Source organism: Alkaliphilus sp. B6464 (assembly GCF_018141165.1).
Lineage (GTDB): Bacteria > Bacillota > Clostridia > Peptostreptococcales > Natronincolaceae > Alkaliphilus_B.
Map to the genome: position 1 here is coordinate 3240925 of NZ_CP058557.1, position 20826 is coordinate 3261750.

General features: G+C 31.7%; 16 protein-coding genes. All 16 read right to left on the bottom strand.

The window, feature by feature from the left end; genetic code table 11:
• Positions 1-5: 5 nt before the first annotated feature.
• A complete protein-coding gene (hydG, locus tag HYG84_RS16530) occupies positions 6-1379 on the bottom strand; it encodes a [FeFe] hydrogenase H-cluster radical SAM maturase HydG (RefSeq protein ID WP_212379153.1) in 1374 nt (457 codons plus the stop codon).
• On the bottom strand, positions 1376-2431 hold the full coding sequence (gene hydE / locus HYG84_RS16535) for a [FeFe] hydrogenase H-cluster radical SAM maturase HydE (protein ID WP_330655513.1): 1056 nt from the start codon (positions 2429-2431) through the stop codon (positions 1376-1378). The genes hydG and hydE overlap by 4 nt, the downstream gene beginning before the upstream one ends.
• Before the next feature lie 89 nt (positions 2432-2520).
• On the bottom strand, positions 2521-4209 hold the full coding sequence (locus HYG84_RS16540) for a [FeFe] hydrogenase, group A (RefSeq protein WP_212379155.1): 1689 nt from the start codon (positions 4207-4209) through the stop codon (positions 2521-2523).
• A 3-nt stretch (positions 4210-4212) separates the two neighbouring features.
• Positions 4213-6084, bottom strand: coding sequence for an NADH-quinone oxidoreductase subunit NuoF (locus HYG84_RS16545; protein ID WP_212379157.1), 1872 nt, complete (start codon positions 6082-6084; stop codon positions 4213-4215).
• Positions 6085-6561, bottom strand: coding sequence for an NADH-quinone oxidoreductase subunit NuoE family protein (locus HYG84_RS16550; RefSeq protein ID WP_212379159.1), 477 nt, complete (start codon positions 6559-6561; stop codon positions 6085-6087). It lies immediately after the preceding gene.
• 487 nt (positions 6562-7048) lie between these two features.
• Positions 7049-7612 (bottom strand): GNAT family N-acetyltransferase, encoded by a 564-nt coding sequence (locus HYG84_RS16555; protein WP_212379161.1) that lies wholly within the window; start codon positions 7610-7612, stop codon positions 7049-7051.
• A gap of 47 nt (positions 7613-7659) precedes the next feature.
• Complete coding sequence (locus HYG84_RS16560; RefSeq protein ID WP_212379163.1) at positions 7660-7995, bottom strand: hypothetical protein; 336 nt, start codon at positions 7993-7995, stop codon at positions 7660-7662.
• Positions 7996-8120: 125 nt separating this feature from the next.
• Entirely contained in the window at positions 8121-9482 is a 1362-nt protein-coding gene (locus HYG84_RS16565) for a dipeptidase (RefSeq protein WP_212379164.1), read from the bottom strand.
• A 170-nt stretch (positions 9483-9652) separates the two neighbouring features.
• On the bottom strand, positions 9653-11467 hold the full coding sequence (locus HYG84_RS16570; protein WP_212379166.1) for a MutS family DNA mismatch repair protein: 1815 nt from the start codon (positions 11465-11467) through the stop codon (positions 9653-9655).
• Positions 11468-11659: 192 nt separating this feature from the next.
• Positions 11660-12067, bottom strand: coding sequence for a RidA family protein (locus HYG84_RS16575; RefSeq protein ID WP_212379168.1), 408 nt, complete (start codon positions 12065-12067; stop codon positions 11660-11662).
• Between the two features lie 386 nt (positions 12068-12453).
• A complete protein-coding gene (locus HYG84_RS16580; RefSeq protein ID WP_212379170.1) occupies positions 12454-12723 on the bottom strand; it encodes a CD3324 family protein in 270 nt (89 codons plus the stop codon).
• 394 nt (positions 12724-13117) lie between these two features.
• On the bottom strand, positions 13118-13837 hold the full coding sequence (locus HYG84_RS16585; RefSeq protein WP_212379172.1) for an NAD-dependent protein deacylase: 720 nt from the start codon (positions 13835-13837) through the stop codon (positions 13118-13120).
• A 336-nt stretch (positions 13838-14173) separates the two neighbouring features.
• Entirely contained in the window at positions 14174-15646 is a 1473-nt protein-coding gene (locus HYG84_RS16590; RefSeq protein WP_212379174.1) for a protein adenylyltransferase SelO, read from the bottom strand.
• Positions 15647-15837: 191 nt separating this feature from the next.
• Positions 15838-17262 (bottom strand): pyridoxal phosphate-dependent decarboxylase family protein, encoded by a 1425-nt coding sequence (locus HYG84_RS16595; protein WP_212379176.1) that lies wholly within the window; start codon positions 17260-17262, stop codon positions 15838-15840.
• A 343-nt stretch (positions 17263-17605) separates the two neighbouring features.
• On the bottom strand, positions 17606-18025 hold the full coding sequence (locus HYG84_RS16600) for a hypothetical protein (protein WP_212379178.1): 420 nt from the start codon (positions 18023-18025) through the stop codon (positions 17606-17608).
• Positions 18026-18152: 127 nt separating this feature from the next.
• The gene (gene helD / locus HYG84_RS16605; RefSeq protein ID WP_212379180.1) at positions 18153-20405 is read right to left on the bottom strand and encodes an RNA polymerase recycling motor HelD; all 2253 of its coding nucleotides are present in this window, start codon (positions 20403-20405) and stop codon (positions 18153-18155) included.
• Between the last annotated feature and the right edge of the window lie 421 nt (positions 20406-20826).

Here is a 20826-nt window from a genome sequence, read left to right on the forward strand (position 1 = left end):
CTTAATTACAAATATAAATCCCTTTCTCCTTGTTTTATTCTATCTATCTTTTCCTGAAGAAGATTCCTTATATCTTCTCTTTTAATTGTTACTATCTCTCTATCTACCATTTGATTTATTATATCTTGGAAATCTTTGTTTCCATAATCTAAAGCATATTCCATTAGAGTCATAAGTGCATTAGGTCCACAGACATTCTGTATTTGTCCTGACTTTGCCAATTGCATAAACCTATCCCCAGTCCTTCCCATCCTATAGCAGGCCGTACAATAGGATGGAATATGTCCACTATCTACTAACTCTTTTATTACTTCAAAGGGTTTTCTATTATCAGATACCTCAAATTGGGATTTACTTTTTCCATCTTCATTTTCCTTATATCCTCCTACTCCAGTACAAGACCCAGCACTAATTTGAGATACACCATACTCTATTACTTCTGTTCTCATTTCATGGGTTTCTCTTGTGGATAGAATGACGCCTGTAAATGGAACTGCAAGTCTAATAATAGCAACAATTTTTTTAAATTCATCATCTGTCACTATATGAGGAAATAAACTAAGGTCCATACCTTCAGCCTTTTTAAGTCTTGGTACGGAAATAGTATGGAAGCCTACACCATATTCTTTTTCTAAGTACTCATTGTGAAGCATTAGTCCTAATACTTCAAATCTATAATCATATAATCCAAATAAAACCCCTGCCCCCACATCATCTATCCCCCCTTCAATAGCCCTATTGAAAGCAGTTAGATGGTAATCATAATTTGCCTTTGGTCCATTTGGATGCATTTTTTCATAAGTAGGTTTATGATAAGTCTCTTGAAATAATATATAAGTACCAATACCTGTTTCCTTCAATTTCCTGTAGTTATCCACTGTAGTTGCCGCAATATTCACATTGACTCTTCTAATGCTGCCATTATCATTATAGGTTTCATAAATAGCTTTTATGGCTTCTAAAATGTACTCTATATCACAGTTTGTAGGGTCATCCCCTGCCTCTATAGCTAATCTTTTATGACCCATCTTTTCTAGTAGTTTTACTTCTTCCTGTATTTCTTCCTTAGTAAGTTTTCTTCTCTTAAAATTATTATCTCTTTTATATCCGCAGTAGACACAGTTATTTGTACAATAATCACTTAAATAAAGTGGGGCAAAGATTACAATCCGTTTTCCATATATTTCATGTTTTATCTTCTCAGCTATTTTAAAAATTTCTTTTAAATCATCTTCATCTTCTGATTGGAGTAGAATAGCTATATCTTTATGAGATAAGCCTTCTTTATTCTTTGCCCTATCTAATATTTCTCTAACATCTTCCTTTGTTGCATTCTCTGCTTCTTCTAATAAATTATATATATAATTATGATTGATCATATTCTTGTCCTCCACTTTATATTGTCTCCTCTGGACATATCTACAGAAAAACCTGTTGATACTATTCTATTCTCTATGCAGCTTCTACATTCCGCTGCTTCATCACCAGTACAAATCTTTCCATCATATAGAGAATACTTTTCCCTTACTTTAGTAGGTGATAAATTTGGCATAACTACATTGGCTCCTGCCCTTATTCCCTGTTCTCTTCCAAGTGGATGTATTGTACCTAGAGCTGTTGTTGCTGGCAATAATGAATAAGGTAAAAACAATCTAGTTAAGGCAAGCATAGTAATAGTATCATTCAGTGTGCCACCCTCTTCATCTTTGTAGATAGTATCCATGTGTGGAATGAAAGGCCCTATACCCACCATTTCAGCCTCTAATTCTTTCAGAAACAGGATGTCCTTAGCTAAATCTTCTTTGGTTTGTGTTGGTATTCCAACCATAAATCCTGCTCCTACCTGATATCCTATTTTCTTTAGATTCCAAAGGCATTCCATTCTATTATCATAGTTAGAATTTCTATGTATTCTTTCAAATAGTTTTCGGCTGGCTGTTTCATGTCGAAGAAGATACCTATCTGCACCTGCTTTATAATATTTTTCATAGGATTCATAGGATTTCTCACCCATTGAAAGGGTTACTGCAGCATCTGGATATTTATCTTTTATTTCAGTGATTATGCCAACTATCATATTATCTAAATAGTAGTCATCTTCTCCTCCTTGTAATACAAATGTTCTATACCCTAATCTATAACCTACATCACAGCATTGAAGAATATCTTCTAATGTCAGTCTATATCTTTCCACGTTTTTATTCGAGGCATTTATCCCGCAATATTTACAGCCCTTTTTACAGTAATTTGTAAATTCTATTAATCCTCTCATATAAACCTTATCACCATAGATTTTCATTCTTGTTTCATGAGCTTTTTCAATAAGATAGCTCTTCCCAGACTCCTCAATATGATCTAGGATAAATACTAACTCATCATAATCTAAACCATTGGTTTTATACAGTTTATCTATTAGATTTGTTATTTTCATTTGTCTACCTCTTATTAAGTTTATAGTAGAGACGGTTCATTTAGCAACATTACCAAATGAACCGTCTCCTGGACATTGTCCCCATGACATTATTTTTTATGCACATGTAATAATTCACGATTATCCTTTAGTATATTTTCAAACAGTGATAGTACTAGTGGATTTTTCTCAGAGCTCTTGATATGTGATGTTCTATCAAGCTTGTAAAGTCCTTTAGCTCTCTCTTTTCTCATTTCTGTATTTATAGGAATTGGCTGTCCCCCACCAGCTATACATCCACCTGGGCAAGCCATTACCTCTATAAAATCGTAATATCTTTCTCCTGCTTTAATTTGTTTTATAAGTTCATCTGTGCTCTTTAAACCATGTACTACAGCAACTTTAACTTCTTTTCCATCTACATTAAAGGTTGCTTCCTTTAGATTTTCCATTCCTCTTACATTTTTAAATAATACATCCTTTGCAGAATGATCTGGTTTGTCTTTTAATAACCTAGTAACTACAGCCTCAGTAACCCCACCAGTAGCTCCAAATATTATTCCAGAACCACTTGCCAATCCAAATGGCATATCAAATGCTTCTTCTTCTAGTTGTTCAAATATAATTCCAGCTTCTTTAATAAGAAGTGCCAGTTCTTGAGTGGTAATTACTATATCCACATCTCTCATACCTTCATGCTCGAATTCTTCTCTAGCTATTTCTGCTTTTTTAGCAGTACAAGGCATTACTGATATCATTACAGTTTCTTTACCTTCCTTTTTGCTTGCTTCCTTGTAATATTCTTTTATAACTGCTCCAAACATCTGTTGTGGAGACTTGCACGTGGATATATTATCCATAATATCTGGAAACTTATTCTCTGCAAACTTTACCCATCCAGGACAACAGGAAGTAAATAGTGGTAGGTTTTCTCCTGAAGTCAATCTCTCTACAAACTCCTTACTTTCTTCAATAACTGTCATATCCGCAGCAAATGCAGTATCATAAACTTCATCAACACCAAGTGTCTTAAGTGCAGCTATAATTTTTCCTATGGTTACTTCACCTGGATTTAGTCCGAACTCTTCACCTAATGCAACCCTTACGGCTGGAGCTATCTGTGCAATGACTCTCTTTGACTTATTATGAACTGCTTCCCATACCATATGATTTTCATTTTTTATGATAATTGCACCAGTAGGACAAACCGCTCTACACTGTCCACAGTTAACACAATTTATTTCAGCTATATCCCTATTAAAGGCTGGTGACACCGTCATATTTGAACCCCTATATGCAAAACTTAAAGCACCTACCCCTTGCATCTCTTCACATACTCTTACACAGTCACCACATAGAATACATTTGTTTGGATTTCTAACTATACTTAGACTACTTTTATCTATTGGAAGTTTTTTTCTAATTTCATCAAATCTAATATCTTTAATACCAAATCTAATAGCTAATTCTTGAAGTTCACATTTTCCAGTTCTATCACAGGAAGTACAATCTCTATCATGGTTTGCTAGTATCATTTCAAGTATTGTTTTTCTGTATTTCTGTACCTTAGGAGTATTTGTAAATATCTCCATGCCATCCTTTGGTAGCTGGGAACAAGAAGCAAATGTATTCCCCCATGTATCCTCCACTATACACATTCTACAGGCACCATAAATACTTAGCTCAGAATGATAACAGAAGGTTGGCAAATTAATACCAGCTTTTCTCACTACCTCTAATACGTTTTTCTCTTTATCAAATTCTATCTTTCTACCGTCGACAATCATTGTTCCCTTCATAGCTTAAGCCTCCCTTATGGCTGCAAATGTGCAGGATTTTATACAAGTGCCGCATTTAATACATTTATTTTGATCAATTTCATATAATTCCTTTATCTTCCCATCAATTGCATTTACAGGACAAATTCTGCTACATTTGCTACATCCTCTGCAAAGCTCAGGACTAATCTCTATTATCTTTAGGCTTTGACAAGTCCTTGTAAGACACCTTTTATCTACTACATGGGTTAAATATTCATCTCTAAAATATTTTAATGAACTAACCACAGGGTTTGCAGCTGTCTTACCAAGTCCACAAAGTGCAGTATTAGTTATTGTATTTGCCAGCTCTTCAAGTAAATCTAAATCTTCAGCTGTTCCCTTGCCTGATACAATTTTCTCAAGTATATTAAGCATTATCTTAGTACCTTCCCTACACGGAACACATTTACCACAAGATTCATTTTGAGTAAAGTTCATAAAAAACCTAGCTACTTCTACCATACATGTGTCTTCATCCATTATTACCATTCCACCAGAGCCTATCATAGCACCTACATCTATTAATGAATCAAAATCTAATGACATATCTAAATGTTCTTCTGTTAAGCAACCACCTGATGGTCCTCCTATTTGCACAGCCTTAAACTTCTTATTATCCTTAATTCCTCCACCTATATCAAAAATTATTTTCCTTAGTGTTGTACCCATTGGAACTTCAATAAGTCCAGTATTATTTACATTCCCAGTTAGTGCAAAGGCCTTTGTACCTGGACTGCCATTTGTGCCATAGGATTTATACCAGTTGGCACCATTCATAATTATATGTCTAACATTAGCGAAAGTTTCAACATTATTTAAAACAGTAGGTTTTCTCCATAATCCTTCTTCTACAGTTCTCTTTGCCTTTACTCTAGGCATCCCTCTTTCACCTTCAATTGAAGCAATAAGTGCACTACCTTCGCCACACACAAATGCCCCAGCACCTTGATTTACATGAAGGTCAAAATTTAAACCTGTACCTAGAATATTTTTACCTAATAGGCCAATTTCTCTTGCTTGGTCTATAGCCCTATTAAGCCTTGCTACTGCCAATGGATATTCAGCTCTAACATAGATATAACCTTCAGAAGCTCCAGTTCCATAGGCAGCAATAGTCATGCCCTCAATTATATTATGAGGATCCCCTTCCATAAGAGATCTATCCATAAACGCACCAGGGTCTCCCTCATCACCATTGCATATTATATACTTAATATCACTAGAATAAGAAAGAACTTGAGACCACTTCTTGCCGGCAGGATATCCTCCCCCTCCCCTTCCTCTAAGATTTGCATCAGATATTTCTTTGCAAACTTCAGCAGGGGTCATTTTGTCTATAGCCTTAGCCAGTGCCTGATATCCACCGTATGCAATATATTCTTGAATCGATTCAGCATCGATATGTCCACAATGTTCTAATACAACCCTAGTTTGACTCTTGTAAAAAGGTATTTCTTCTTGCACGGGGTAAATTTTATCTTCTACGTTATACATAAGTTTTTCAACTGGTTTTCCTTCTACTAAAGTAGTATTTACAATATCTTCACAGTCTTCTACCTTAACCTTTAAATATAAGAACTTATCCGGTTCAATTCTAACTAGTGGACCGGCCTCGCAAAATCCATGACAACCACTTTTCTTAACTCCTATCCCTTTATCTTCTTCATATAGTTCTATCTTTGCTAATAAACCTTTTTCTTCTATTAATCTCTTTATCTCATCATAAATTTCTAAAGATCCTCCTGCTACACAGCCTGTTCCACCACAAACCAGTACTTTCTTATATTGCCTATCTAACGAATTCTTAAATCCTCGAGAAGTGTCTATGAGTTCTTTAATACTATTAATTTTCATCTATGCTTCCTCCCTTAATTTATTTAAGAGTTCCACTGTAGATTCAGGAGTTACCTTTCCATAAACCTTATCATTGATAGTAATTACTGGAGCAAGCCCACATGCTCCAAGGCATGATACGGTTTCAACAGTAAACATTAAATCATCAGTAGTGTGCTTTTCATTGCTAAGGGATAATTCTTTTTGCAGAGTATTTAGTATTGGTATGGATTTTCTGACATGACAAGCAGTGCCATCACAAATTTTAATAACATATTTTCCCTTTGGTTTTAAGGAAAAGTTCTCATAAAATGTTGCGATACCAAATATCTTAGAGGAACTAATATCCATTTTATCAGCTATGTATTCCAGCACTTCCTCTGGTAAATACCTATACCTCCCTTGAATTTCTTGCAGAATAGTAATTATAGAAGATTGATTATTACCATACTTTGCTACAACTCCATCAATTGTTTCCTTCATCTCTACAGTAAGCATAAATAACCCCCCTAAGTATTTTTATTGTTTTTGTTAATTTTTTAACAATTGTTTGGATAGTAATTTGCTATATAAATTTTAATAGTTCTATTTAGCTTTTAACTATGTATTACGGCGCAACCGCACAAATATTCAGAATAGTTAAAATTATACAATATTTATACCTTAGTTCATTTAATGTTTTATTTAATCTCCTTAATGTAATTTTATCAAAAATATACCCTTAGTCAATACTTTTTTGTGTTTTTTTTAACAAAGTTTTCTATAGACAGTATATTTCTTATTGGATATTATTATATTTACATTGTTTTTTATTTAATAATATTCCATCTTTTTATTTAATGCAAAATAGAAAAGGTTGGCTCTACCAACCTCAAACCACATCTGCAAATCTTCCAACTCTACTATCAAAACACACATCTTGTAACTACCGCGTCATTAAGCTTCTGTTAGATTAAGTCCCTTCATACTCTAAGTTTTAAAACTATTATTTCTTTACCCAGTTTTTCTTTAATAGGGAAAACATTATTAAATCTTGATAAACATCTCTAAAAAAGGCATACTTTTCTAGTAGTCCTTCTTTTTTAAATCCTTGATTTATTAAGCTTTTTATTGAAGCTTCATTTTCAAGATATACTACTGCTTCAATCCTATTTAGATTCATAACTTCATAACCATAGTCTATGATTACTTTTAAAACTTCTTTGATGTATCCTTTTCCCCATGAGTCCATAGATAATTCATAGCCTATCTCCGCTCTCGAATGCCTTTTATTCCAGTTATGATAACCACAAGTTCCTATGATTCTATTCTCTTCTTTAAGTAAAATCCCCCATCTTATTCCATTATTGCTTTTAAAATTCTCATTAAACATTGTAATTAAGTTTTCAGCTTCTTCAATAGATTTCATTGGAAATCGACCATAATACTTCATAATTTCTTCATTAGAAAATATATTGAAAATAGATGTTGCATTTTCGACTTCGATTTCTTTTAATATTAATCTATCTGTTTCTATTTCAGGAAAATTTATATTATTATTGTCTATCATTTATAAAAACCTCCTTTAGATTTTTTGTTTTAAAATTTTATTGTAAATTATACCTCTTTAATTTCTTTACCATACAAACAAATTCCCCTATGTTTAATTATTATTAAATGAGCTGCTAAATCTCTGTCTGCACCTGCACAAATATAGTTGCTATCAGATAAATACCTATCCTTATAAAAGTCTGAATAGTGTAATTCAAATGGGGTAGGATAGACAAATTTTCCTGCGTATTTCTCTAAAATAATACTCATTTCAATACCTTTCTTGGGCAAATTATTTAAGTATATTATCGATTCAATAAGCTCTCTCTTTGTTCTGATATCAATAGGCTCCTTTACTACAACAAGGAAGTCTATATCACTTGTATTTGTATAACATCCCATGGCTAATGATCCATGCAGATATATACCGACAATATTTTTATCTAGTACTTTTTATACTTTTCAACTATAATACCTAATATTTTCATCGGTTGCATCTTATCACCTTCTTATAATATTTCTTTGCTTTATTTGATATAAAATATTCTTGTTTCACGAGTGATCTTACCTGAAGTGCTTTTACCTTCAAAGGTTACAACATGGAAATTCTCTGCAAGAAGTGGTTCTTCCAATTGTAAAGATAACACTCCTGTTTTTTCATTAAACTCAGATTCATAAATGATACCATCAACAATTACTCTAAAGCTTAATTCATCATCATAGATATCTTTCTTCTTAGCCTGTGCAGTAAATAGTGGTGCTGCATCCTGGATAATATCGCCCATTTTAATACATGGACTAATAACTAATCGATCAACATTAGATAAAGACTTTTCTGCTATTTTTTGAACTTCTTCCATAACTCTAAGATTATTTAATCCAAGTATTTTCTCAATATCAGATTTAGAATATCCTCTTTTAACAAGTTCTAATGTAATATTAGGAAGGTCCTTAGCACTTTGAATATCATCTGGCATAGTTGCTCCATCAAAATCAGATCCTAATCCAACATAATCTATACCTACTAAATCTACTATATAATCTATGTGATCAATTAATTTTTTAATATCTATACCATCTTTAGTATCGCCTAATATTTCACACCAATAATTAAGATTTATAACTCCTCCAATACTTGCCAGAGCAATAATTTGTTCATCTGTAAGATTCCGGACATGATTTCTTAAGCTATAAACACAAGAATGACTTGCAATAATTGGAGCTTCAGACGCCTTTATAACATCCCAGAAGGTCTTTTCATTCATATGAGATACATCAATAATAATTCCTAATCTATTCATTTCCTTAGTAACTTTATAACCTAGTTCTGTTAATCCCATATCAATTGAACCAGTCGTTCCTGCTCCTAAAGCATTTGGAGAATTCCATACATAACCAACAGCTCGAACTCCTAAATCATAGTATTGATTTAATAATTCTATTGCATTCCTTTCTTCTAGTGCATATGCTCCCTCAATCGTAGGTACTGCAACTATTTTTCTATTAAGTATAGATTCTTTAATTTCTCTAACAGATGTTGCTATGGTTATGGTGTCAGAGTTATTTTTTACAGTCCAATACAAAGCGTTTAGTATTGCTAGTATTTTGCTATTAGCTTTTATAGTTGAGGTATCATCAGAACCTTCATAGTCTGAAAAAGCTGCAAAATATGCGACATCAAGTCCTCCTACTTGAGCCTTTGATATATCGATTTGAAAATTTGTCTCTTCTCCTATATTTATTTTAGGTAATCCAGTTTGCGGATCAATTACTTTCATCATTGTGTCGTTATGTGCATCTACTACTATACAATCAAAATGAAATTTAGATGCATTTTTCTCTGCTTTTATTTGATCTGATAGGTTTAAAAATAAATCTATTTTATTCATGCCATCTCTCCTTTTTATATCTAACATAAATCCATATATGTCAGAAAACTGTTTAAATTCTATACTTTTCATTCTAACATTTTCAATGGAAATAGTCATGTGCAAATATATAAGATAAAATAATCCTCCCCTATATTATAATTTTATATAGATGGAGGATCTTTATAATTTTATTGAATTTTATTAATATCATCTATTTCTATTCCAATTATTTTAATAAGGTATAAAGCATTTCTTGTTGTAGAAATTCCCGGCTTTAACTTATAATCAAAATAGATTTTGTTATTCTTATAGTATTCACTAAAATGAAAGTTTTTGACCTTACTTTCATTTTCTACTTCCATAGACCCCAATTCTAAGTCATGTGTCGATACCAGACCTGAAGCTCCATTATTGTATAGTTGCTTTATTAGCATCTTAGCACCGATATGACGGTCATAGGAGTTGGTGCCTTTAAATATTTCATCAAGTAAGAAAAATACTTGTTTATCTTTCTTAGTTGCATTTAATATATTCTTAATTCTTAATAATTCTCCATAAAATGAAGATATACCTTTTTCTAGATTGTCACTTGTTCTCATACAAGTATGTATACTAAATATAGAGCAGGTCATGCTTGTAGCACATACTGAAGCTCCCGAGTAAGCAAGGATTAAGTTTATTCCAATTGTCCTTAGAAAAGTACTCTTTCCTGACATATTTGATCCTGTTATTAATAATACTCTACAGGGTTTTTGAAGTATTACATCATTATATATCTGCTTATTCGTAAGTAGCGGATGACCTATGGATTTTGAATTAATAATTGAGTCTTCTTCACTAATTATAGGTATTGACCAATTAGGATAATCATATCCAATAATCGCCAAGCTGGATAAGGCCTCTAGCTCCCCTATAACCTCAAACCATTTTTCAATTAACAACCCAGATTGTCTTCTCCATTTCTCTAAATCAATCATGCACTGATAATCCCAAAGTGTAAGCACATTGACAGGAAAAAATATCATGTTTTTTCTATTGTCTGCTCTATGCAATACAACTTCAAGTTTTTTCAATTGCTCTATAGCTGTGATTCCTTCATTGTTTATCAATCTCGCTTTTAATTCATTAATATATTCAGTATTGAATTTTGTTTTTTCAAAGTGTTTTAGTATTCTTCTATAAGCTTTAATAGTGCTGTGGTATTTATATACTATAGCAAATTCCTTGCTTATTTTATATGAAGATAAAAAAATCATTAAAGCTTGAGTAAATAGTAAAAAAAACGGAATATACTTTGGTATTATACTAGCTCTATAGGATAATACCAAAGTTAAAATAGTTACTACGGGTAACAACCGCACTACTATAATTATAAAAGGTTTATTAAATATCCCGTTTTTATTCTTCGCCCAATTAAGCAATTCTGCTATATCAATATCCTCATGGTCAATCATTTTAGCTTCTGCTTGAAGCCTTTGCCGCCACCACAGTTTCTTAGATAATTCACTTATTGATTGCTGTCGTTTATTTATAATTTCTTTATTATCAGCTGGGTATTTAAGAATATTAGCGAGCCTCAACCTTCCCATATGTGTTTTTGCTGTATTAATCCATTGAAATAAAGAACCCTGCCCAAATATATCAAGATCATAAGAGTAACTATGTTCTTCATCTTTAAACTCCAAGCCCCTATCTTCAAACTCAATCCATCGACCTTCTAATCTCATTATAGAATAAGTATTTATTTCTTTTAGATTAGAAATATATTTATGTTTATTTTTAAGCTTTTTATGAATAATCACTAAATAAATAAAAATGGCAGTTCCTAATAAGAATGCTGCCAACGAAAAATACAATGCCTTTATTGTACTTGCAACAGTGGCAATAGCTACAATTAATCTGAGAGTACTGATATAATTTATATTCTTTGCTAATTTGTTTAATAACCTTGAATAATATTCAGCACGTTTTTGATATACTTGTTTAGCTTCTTTAGAGCACATATACATTCTCCTCTTAGTAAATACTTTTAAGCATAGTACTATTTTGCCATAAATAACCTAATATTATAATAGCATACTTAAAAGTGATAAACTACGAAAGAATCTAGTCATCTAGCCTAATGTTTCAAAAACAATAAAATTATCCCCTTGTCGCATGTTTTGCACAAAATTCCATAGAATAAGGTATAATAATTATTTTGCAGCCCATAATTCTATTTCTATTTTTAATTCAGGTAAACCTAATGCACTTATATATGCAACAGTCATTGAAGGATATTCTGTTCCAAATAATGAATCCCATTTGCTATCGAAATAATCCCAATCAATTTCTTCAGTTGCCCAAATATTAACCTTAATTACATTATCGGCAGATAATTGTTGAGATGCTAATAGATCAGCAATATTTTTAAACGTATTTTCCACTTGATCATTAATTGATTCAGGAATATTGTTATCCATATCCACACCTACTTGGCCCGAAGTCACAAAAATATCAGAATTTTTCGGTATCTTCGTTATATGGCTATATTTTCCGACAGGAGACGGAATATTTGTAGGGTCTACTCTTTCAATTCTTGTACTATTCTGTTTATTTATCATTTATTCGTACCTCACTTTATTAATTTTATAGTAATTTTTAGAATCAACCTTGCTATTTTTAAATAGTCTCTACTTTTATCAAAATCATTCTATGAAAAAATAGCTGTAAAATATCCAATACCCATTGATGAAAATTTTAGTGAATTTTTTCCTATTTGGATACTTCTTTCTAAGTATTAAAAATTAAATTATAATTTATATGTTTTATAATTTATAATTTAATTTAATTTTATCATATATTCTTTGCTTATTGCACGTTTGAGAATGTCTCTGTAAAGATTTTGAGCACAAATTATCTTTGCTAGTTGTTTAAGTTTGCATATTGAAAATCATAATCTCTTTATATAAAAAGTGGATACTTAGTCTTAAGCTAAGTATCCACTTTACTATATATTATGTTGGCATATTATTCTTCTTATACTACTTTGAGATAGATAATATTCTTTAGCAAGTTGTTTAACTGATATACCTTCTTTATATTTATTATATATCTCTATATTTCTTTCTCTTATCTCAAACTTTGAACCACTTGATTCACCCCAAGATCTCTTATTTTCAAATTTTCTTGGTATATATAAATAACCACCATCCATGTATTCTTGAATTAATTCAAGAATATCTTTAGGTAATACATCTTGTGCTTTTTTATATTTCACTTTATCTACTCCTATTTACTTTCGGGGTAAATAATTGAGCAAAAACTACACAAAACACTTATTAAAATTTTTTACATAAGGCCCCTAACAAATCATGTTTTGATTTATATTATAGTCTTTGCTCGGAGCCTAATTCAATAAATATGATTAAATTTATTGACATATGCATTCCTCCATTTAATAAAGATGGATATAAAAATACCCTAAAATACAAGACCGATTCCTATGCTCTAGGGTAACTTCATTCATTTACATTAATTATGAATTAAATACTTCAGGAAATTGCATAATTCAAAGTCTGAAATTAAAACAACTATATATTGTATGTTGATCGCTTTAAATATACAGTATATATAAAATTTTTTATAAAAAGTTAAATATGCAATTTCCTCACTTATATAACCTTCTTAAATACATCAGAAATATTAGCGTCTATAACCATATTTGCTTCCTTATCCCAAGGAGTAGGAGTTTTATTAATTAAAACTAAATTTTTACCTTTAAAATATTTTAAAAAACTAGATGCTGGATAAACAGTTAAGGAAGTTCCTCCAACTATTAGTGTATCTGCCTTACTTATACTATCTATTGTTTTAGATATAATATTATCGTCTAGTTGTTCCCCGTAGAGAACAACATATGGCTTTATAACTCCACCACAAGAACACGCAGGTATGTCTCTAGAATTTATAACATATTCTATGTCGTAAAACTTGTTGCATCTAATACAATGATTTCGGTTTACAGAACCATGTAACTCTAAAACATTTTTGCTACCAGCCATTTGGTGCAATCCATCAATATTTTGTGTAATAATTGCTTTTAATTTACCAATATCCTCTAATTTTGCTAGCGCTATGTGTGCATAATTAGGCTTTGCATCACAATATATCATTTTTTCTTTGTAAAACTTGTAAAATTCTTCGGTATGCTTAAAGAAAAAATTGTGACTTAAAATTTCCTCCGGACTATAAAGTAGATTAGTTTTTTTATTGTAAATACCATCTGCAGAGCGGAAATCTGGAATTCCAGATTCGGTAGAAACCCCTGCCCCTCCGAAGAATACTATGTTTGTAGAGTTGTCTAGTATTTCCTTTAACTTATCTATACTCATAACACTTTCACCTCACTATGCCTACATTATACCAATATTTAAGTATTTAAGCTATTTTATATACTATGTTTATTTATTTGAATTCATCTGAATATCCATTTTATCCTCTAGTATTATTATAGAGTACTTTATCTTTAATATAATTTATGTATAGTTAAATCCCAGCATAATAATAAAAAATCCACGATGATACTCAATTATATTATCGTAGATTTTTTTACTAAGATGATTCGTAGGCATAATACCCACGATTAAATTTAATATATATCATAATTTTTCATACAAATTTTAAATCTAGAGATCTTATCAAAGATAAGGTCTTGTTGCTACTAAATCCTATGTCCCGCAAAAAGTTCTGTAAGGACAATTTGAAGGTTTAGGTGGTTTTGCATACTCCTCTTGGTCTTTTGAATGTTCATAGGGTCTTGAAATCACATCAAGAAGCTTTCTCATAACACTAAAATCACCTTTGTCACCAGCTTCTATTGCCTCTTCTACCCTATGGTTTCTTGGAATTACTGCTGGATTAGACTCCTTCATCAGCTGATGTACTAGCTCCTTTGACTGTGGCTGCCTTTTAAGCCTTTCTTGCCACACCTTATACCAATTATCAAATTCTGTACTATTAAACATGTCTTTATCCTTATTCTTATTAAAGGTTAATGTAAGGAAAGTATTAGTATAATCTTCACTATACTTTTCCATCATATTAAGCAGATCTTCAATGATGGCTTTATCTTGTGCTTCTTCATTAAATATTCCAAGTTTTGACCTCATTTTAGATAACCAATTTAAATAATATAACTCATAGAAATTAGAAATAGCATCTTGAGCTATTTTTATAGCATCTTTTTCATTTTCATGTAATAAAGGTAATAAGGTTTCAGCAAATCTACATAAATTCCACTCAGCCATAATAGGCTGATTTTTATATGCATAACGCCCCTTAATATCAATGGAACTAAATACAGTATTTGGGTTATAATTATCCATAAAAGCACAAGGACCATAGTCAATAGTTTCTCCACTAATGGTCATATTATCAGTATTCATAACACCATGTATAAATCCAACGGTTTGCCATTTAGAAACAAGATTAGCATGAGACTTTATTACTTCATTAAGTAAATTAACATACTTATTCTCATCATCTTTTACATTTGGAAAATGTCTTTCCAATGAATAATCAGCCAGCTCCTTAAGTTCCTCCTTACTACCAAACTCCGATGCATATTCAAATGTTCCAAATCTGATGTGACTAGAAGCTACACGAGTTAATATTGCGCCTTCTTTTTTACTTTCACGGATTACAGATTCACCAGTTTTAACCACTGCCAAACTACGTGTAGTCGGAATGCCCAAGCCATGCATAGCTTCACTTATTATATATTCACGAAGCATAGGCCCAAGCACTGCCCTTCCATCTCCTCCACGAGAGTATGGAGTTCTTCCAGAGCCTTTAAGCTGAATGTCATATCTTTCACCCAAAGGTGTTATTTGCTCACCTATTAATAATGCTCTGCCATCTCCTAGCATTGTAAAGTTCCCAAACTGATGACCAGCATAAGCTTGAGCGATAAAAGCGCCATCTTCTATAGTCTTATTACCTGCAAGTATTGATATACCATCATAACTTTTAAGGGCATCACTATTTAATCCTAGATATTTTGCTAAAGGATAGTTGAGAATAACTAATTCAGGTGAGCGTACTGTGTTTAAATTAATTTTACTAAAAAATATTTTTGGTAAAGTAATATAGCTGTTATCTAAATTCCATCCCATTTCTATAACTTCTTTTTTATTAGTCATTTTATCTCCTATCTATTTCATATTTTTAGTGTGTAATTTATATTATATAAATTAATATGCCCTTATTCATAATTTAAAATTACTTTGTTTTTTCTTAATACAAAATATTACATTCATTATGATATAATACAGTTATAGAGCATATGTTCAAGAGGTATAATAATGTCCCCTGAAGAAAAAGCATACCTGAATCAATCTGCTGTTATTGTTTTATAATAGGACTTATATGCCTTATTTAGTACTTCCCATGCCATTTCAATATCTTTTTCCTCTGTCCTCCAATTGCTTATAGCTGCCCTTATTCCTGCTATTCCTTTATATACTGTTTGAGTAAAGAATGCTCTACCATCCTTGTTAACTAAATTTAAAAACTGCTGTATTTGCTCTAATTTAACATTACCATTCTCAAGATTAATGGTAAAGCAAACTACATTTAATTTAGTAGTTGAAAGCAAACTAAAATTTTTAGATTCATCAATTTTTTTACTTAACAATTGTGCTAAATCACAATTTCTCTCAATTATCTCTGTATATCCATTTTGTCCATATGCCTTTAGGGTAAACCATACAGGAAGAGCCCTGAACCTTCTTGAATTTTCTGGAGTTAGATGGACAAAGTCAGGTTTATCTAAAATATCACCTAGATATACTGCGTTGTTTTGAAAAACCTGAAGCTGAAGTTTAGAATGTTTAGTGAACTGCATTGCACTATCATAAGGAACATTTAACCACTTATGCGCATCTATAGTAATAGAATCTGCTGCTTCAATTCCTTCTACAAGTTTTTTGTACTTTGTTGAACAAGAAGCAAAAGCTCCAAAAGCTCCATCTACATGGAGAAAAAAGTTATATTTTTTCTTCAATTCTCCAATTTGCTTTAAATCATCAAAATCAACAGTATTTACTGTTCCTGCATTTGCTACAATAATACATGGTTCTCCATTCAACTGCTTCAAATAACTTTCTAACGCTTCGATATCTATAGCCTCTCTTCCATCAATGGTAGGAATATAATGCATATTTTTTCTTCCCATGCCTAGCATAGACATAGCTTTTAAAATGCTTGAATGAGGAGTAGAACTTACAATCTTTATTGGCGGAATAGAGTACAGTCCATCTATGGCTATATTTACGCCTAATTCATTAGCTATCCACTGTCTTCCTATTGCTAAACCCACAAAGTTAGCCATAGTAGCTCCAGTTACAAAGGTTCCCGAATATATTTCTGGCAACCCCAAAAGCTGCTTCAATAAATTTATGGTTTCTTCCTCAAGCTTTGCTACACTAGAATTATCTCTACCTGTGGCATTTTGATCAAATGTACTCACTAACCAGTCCCCCATCAAAGCTGCTGGAGTTGTTCCTCCAGTTACAAAACCAAAATACTTTGATCCTGCAGATGAAACTATTCCATTATAAAATTTTTGCATAAACTCTTCTAATGTTTTTTCTCCGCCTAGCCCATCTTTGTTTAATTGAGAAAGTGTATAAGAATCTGTACTTTTAGGAGAAGTTGCTATTTCATTAATATTTTTTAGAAAATCAAGTGCGTTAATTGTTACTTTGTTTAATAAAATATCCATATTTTCTAAGTCATTTTTTAAATTTATATCCATAGATATACTCCTTCCATAGTTTTCTTCGGAACTTAATAATGTTATATTGTAATATAGTATATATCATATTATATGTGCTTAATATGTATAACAGTCAATAATGCACTATAACACTCAAGGAGTAAATGAATATGCAAATAGATTTAAAAGGAAAAGGTACTTATGTTCAAGCGAAAAAAATAATTAACAAGGATATTCCTATAATTTGATAGATGCGTGGAAATTTAGAAACACAACCGCCCGTACCCAGATACTTAGGCTACTTACAGGCGGTTATAATTATGTATATTGGAAACGATATATCTGAAATTCTTAAATATTACCAAATTCCATTGTTTACAATCTAAATATTGTAAAATCGTGCAGGATTTTCTATTATGATGCTTTCCATCACTTTTTTAGAAATACCATTTTCTATACAATACGGTACAAATACATTGAAAAATGCACAATATCTTTCTATTTCATTTTCCTTCTCGCTTTCTTCATAGAAATCATAATCCTCCGACAGAATTACTTGATGACTATAATTGTGAATCATAGCATGCTCAATAAGTTGTTTTCGTGCTTCATAAGTTCCTTCTCTTATGGAGTCAAAACCAACCCAATAACCTTTATTAACAACCTTTAGAATCGTTTCAAGATGACTTTCACGATCTGCGTGGGCCCAAACAAATTTACGAGGTGGTATTTTCATCTCTTCTAGAATTGACATGACTTTAGGCATATTTTCTGATTCAAATATATGACAATGTATTGGCATTACAGGCTATGGCAGCAGCTTTGATCATAGCCTCATCTACAGCATTTACACCTACTCGATATTTCAAGTGCTCAAAATAAAAGAACCATACTGTTTTTACAGTACGGTTCTTGTTCGAGGTAACACTTTAACAACTATATCTGCCTTGCAATAATGGTGTGCATTCATCGGAATAGTATATACACAGCATATGGAGTGCCCTAGTACATGCGGTATAAAGCAGCAGCCTTTCCTCTTCACAACTATAATTTCCATTTCCTGCGTTATAAATAAGAACTACATCAAACTCCAAGCCCTTAGCAAGATATGATGGGATTATGATGGTACCATTCATATATTCCTCGTCTTCGTTAACTAGTAATTTAACTTGAACTTTATCTTTTAGAAAGCTATATACTTTATTTGCCTCTTTTATAGTCCTTGTTATAATTCCAATAGATTTATAACCTTTATCCTTATATATTTTTATATCCTCCAGAATCCTTTCTTTAATAGCCTCTTCCTGTTGGAAACCAAGTACTAAAGGTTCTTCCCCATGTCTAGCTACCGATTCGTCAGTAATCTCCTCATTAAGCAGCATTCTTGAAAACCTTGTAATTTCCATTGTAGATCTATAGCTCTTGGTTAAGTTTATTACACAGGTATTATCCCGTGGGAATATATGAGATATATTACTATAGTTACCTACATTCATAAATGGATGTATTGATTGCTTAAGATCACCTAGCATGGTTATACTAGCGTGACTGAAAAGCTGATAAAATATTTCATATTGTAGCGGTGTATAGTCCTGAGCCTCATCAATAATAACATATTTGATATCTGAGGTTTTAGGAAGATCTCCAAACGCCCCCATTAAATATAGAAGGGGTGGCTGATCTTCATAATAAAGTGTTTGAGACTGCAAGCTTTCTAGAGTATAGCGTTTGATTTCTTCTATTTTTTCCTTAGAGTTTTCAGCATTTGAATTTCCAGTAAAAAGTTCAAGCTTCTCAAATAATTTCTTATAGATGCCCACTAAATCAAACTCTGTTATTCTGTTGATTTCATGTTGAATATCCTTTATCTCATCTTTTAAAATAGCTCTACTTTTATTCCTAATTTCTAGCTTATCTATATAAGAATCTGAATCATAAAGTTCACGAGCAACTTCACTAATCCGCTGTTCTTCATAAGGCTTCAGTAGGAATAAAACTCTCTCTCTTATCTTTTGGAGCCTCCTTTTTAGAGGAAGTTCACAATAATCCTTAAAAAACAGTTCCTGTAATTCCTTAGATGAAATTATTAAGCTCCCTCTGAACATGATGTCAGAAAAGCTTCTGTCAGCTTTTTCAACGTACGTTACATATTGCTTTAATATATTTGTAAATTGAATGGAAGTCTTATATTTTATGTTCATAATTCTCTTTTGATAGCTTGGTTTCTCCTTAAAAGATAGAATATATTCCATCATATCATAATAATATTCCTTCTTAAGTTCATCTCCTAGTGCCTTATGCATATATTCCTTGAAGGTTGTCTGGTGCATATTTTCTTCTTCAAGCTGCGGCAAAACATTAGATATATAATCATTAAAAATGTCATTGGGTGAAAATATTACTATGTTTTGAGGTGTTATGCTATCACGATGCTTATAAAGTAGGTAGGCTACTCTATGAAGTGCAACAGAGGTTTTTCCACTTCCAGCAGGGCCTTGAACTATCATATTTTTGTATTCTTCATTACGTATTACTTTATTCTGTTCCCTTTGAATAGTTGTTACAATGGCCTTCATCTTACTATCAGTACTGTTACTCAAAATTTCCTGAAGCATTTCATCATCTATATTTAGATTACTATCAAACATATACTCAATTTTATCGTTGCTTATTTTGTATTGTCTCTTCAGTGAGATATTCCCACAAATAATTCCTTCAGGGCACTGATAACTGGCTTCTCCAATCTCATAATCATAATACATACTAGAAACCGGTGCCCTCCAATCATATATAAGAATATCATAATCATCATTTACCAGGTTAGAAATTCCTATATAATACTTTTCAGCTCTAGAATCTCCACTTTCTAGAAAATCAATTCTTCCAAAGTAGGGTGACAAAAGCATTCTCTCGTATTTTTCCTTTTGCTTTCTAGTGAATTCATGGCTCCACTTTTGCCTTTTCAATACATCGATGTAGCTCATAAAATCCACAAGCTGATCTAGTTCATTCGCGATGGAAATAGACCCTACTTCTTGCCATAATTCCCGTTGAGTTTCAATTGCCTCTTTTCTAAACTTTTCATTGAAGCTCCGTTTTTCTTCAAGCTGCTTTCTGATTTCTTTAAGCACATTTTCTAGCCATACATTTTCAAGCTCCCATTCAAAATCATTAATATTCATGTCTTTCCTCCTTAAAAAATTTAATTGAAAAATTTTTTTCATTTTCTATTTACATTGCTTTTTATGTGTTGTATAATATAATTAGGGTATTGTATGATTTTATTTGTTTTTCTAGAAAGATTATTTAATTTTATCATTATTCCTATTGGGCGTCAAGATCAACACTTGCTATTTAGCAAGTGTTTTTTTAATGAAGAAGTTATATTTAAAGAATTTATTGCTTAACTGATAAAAAGCAATTCTTATTATCTAATTAATTATGCTATAATAAATATAGAACATATATTCTGGAGGTGTTAAAATGACTTCTGAAGAAAAAGCTTATATTGCTGGTATTATTGATGGTGAAGGAAGTATAATGCTTACAAAAATTCTATGATAGCTTTATATCTATTAAGTGAATATCCCTTGTAAGGTATTT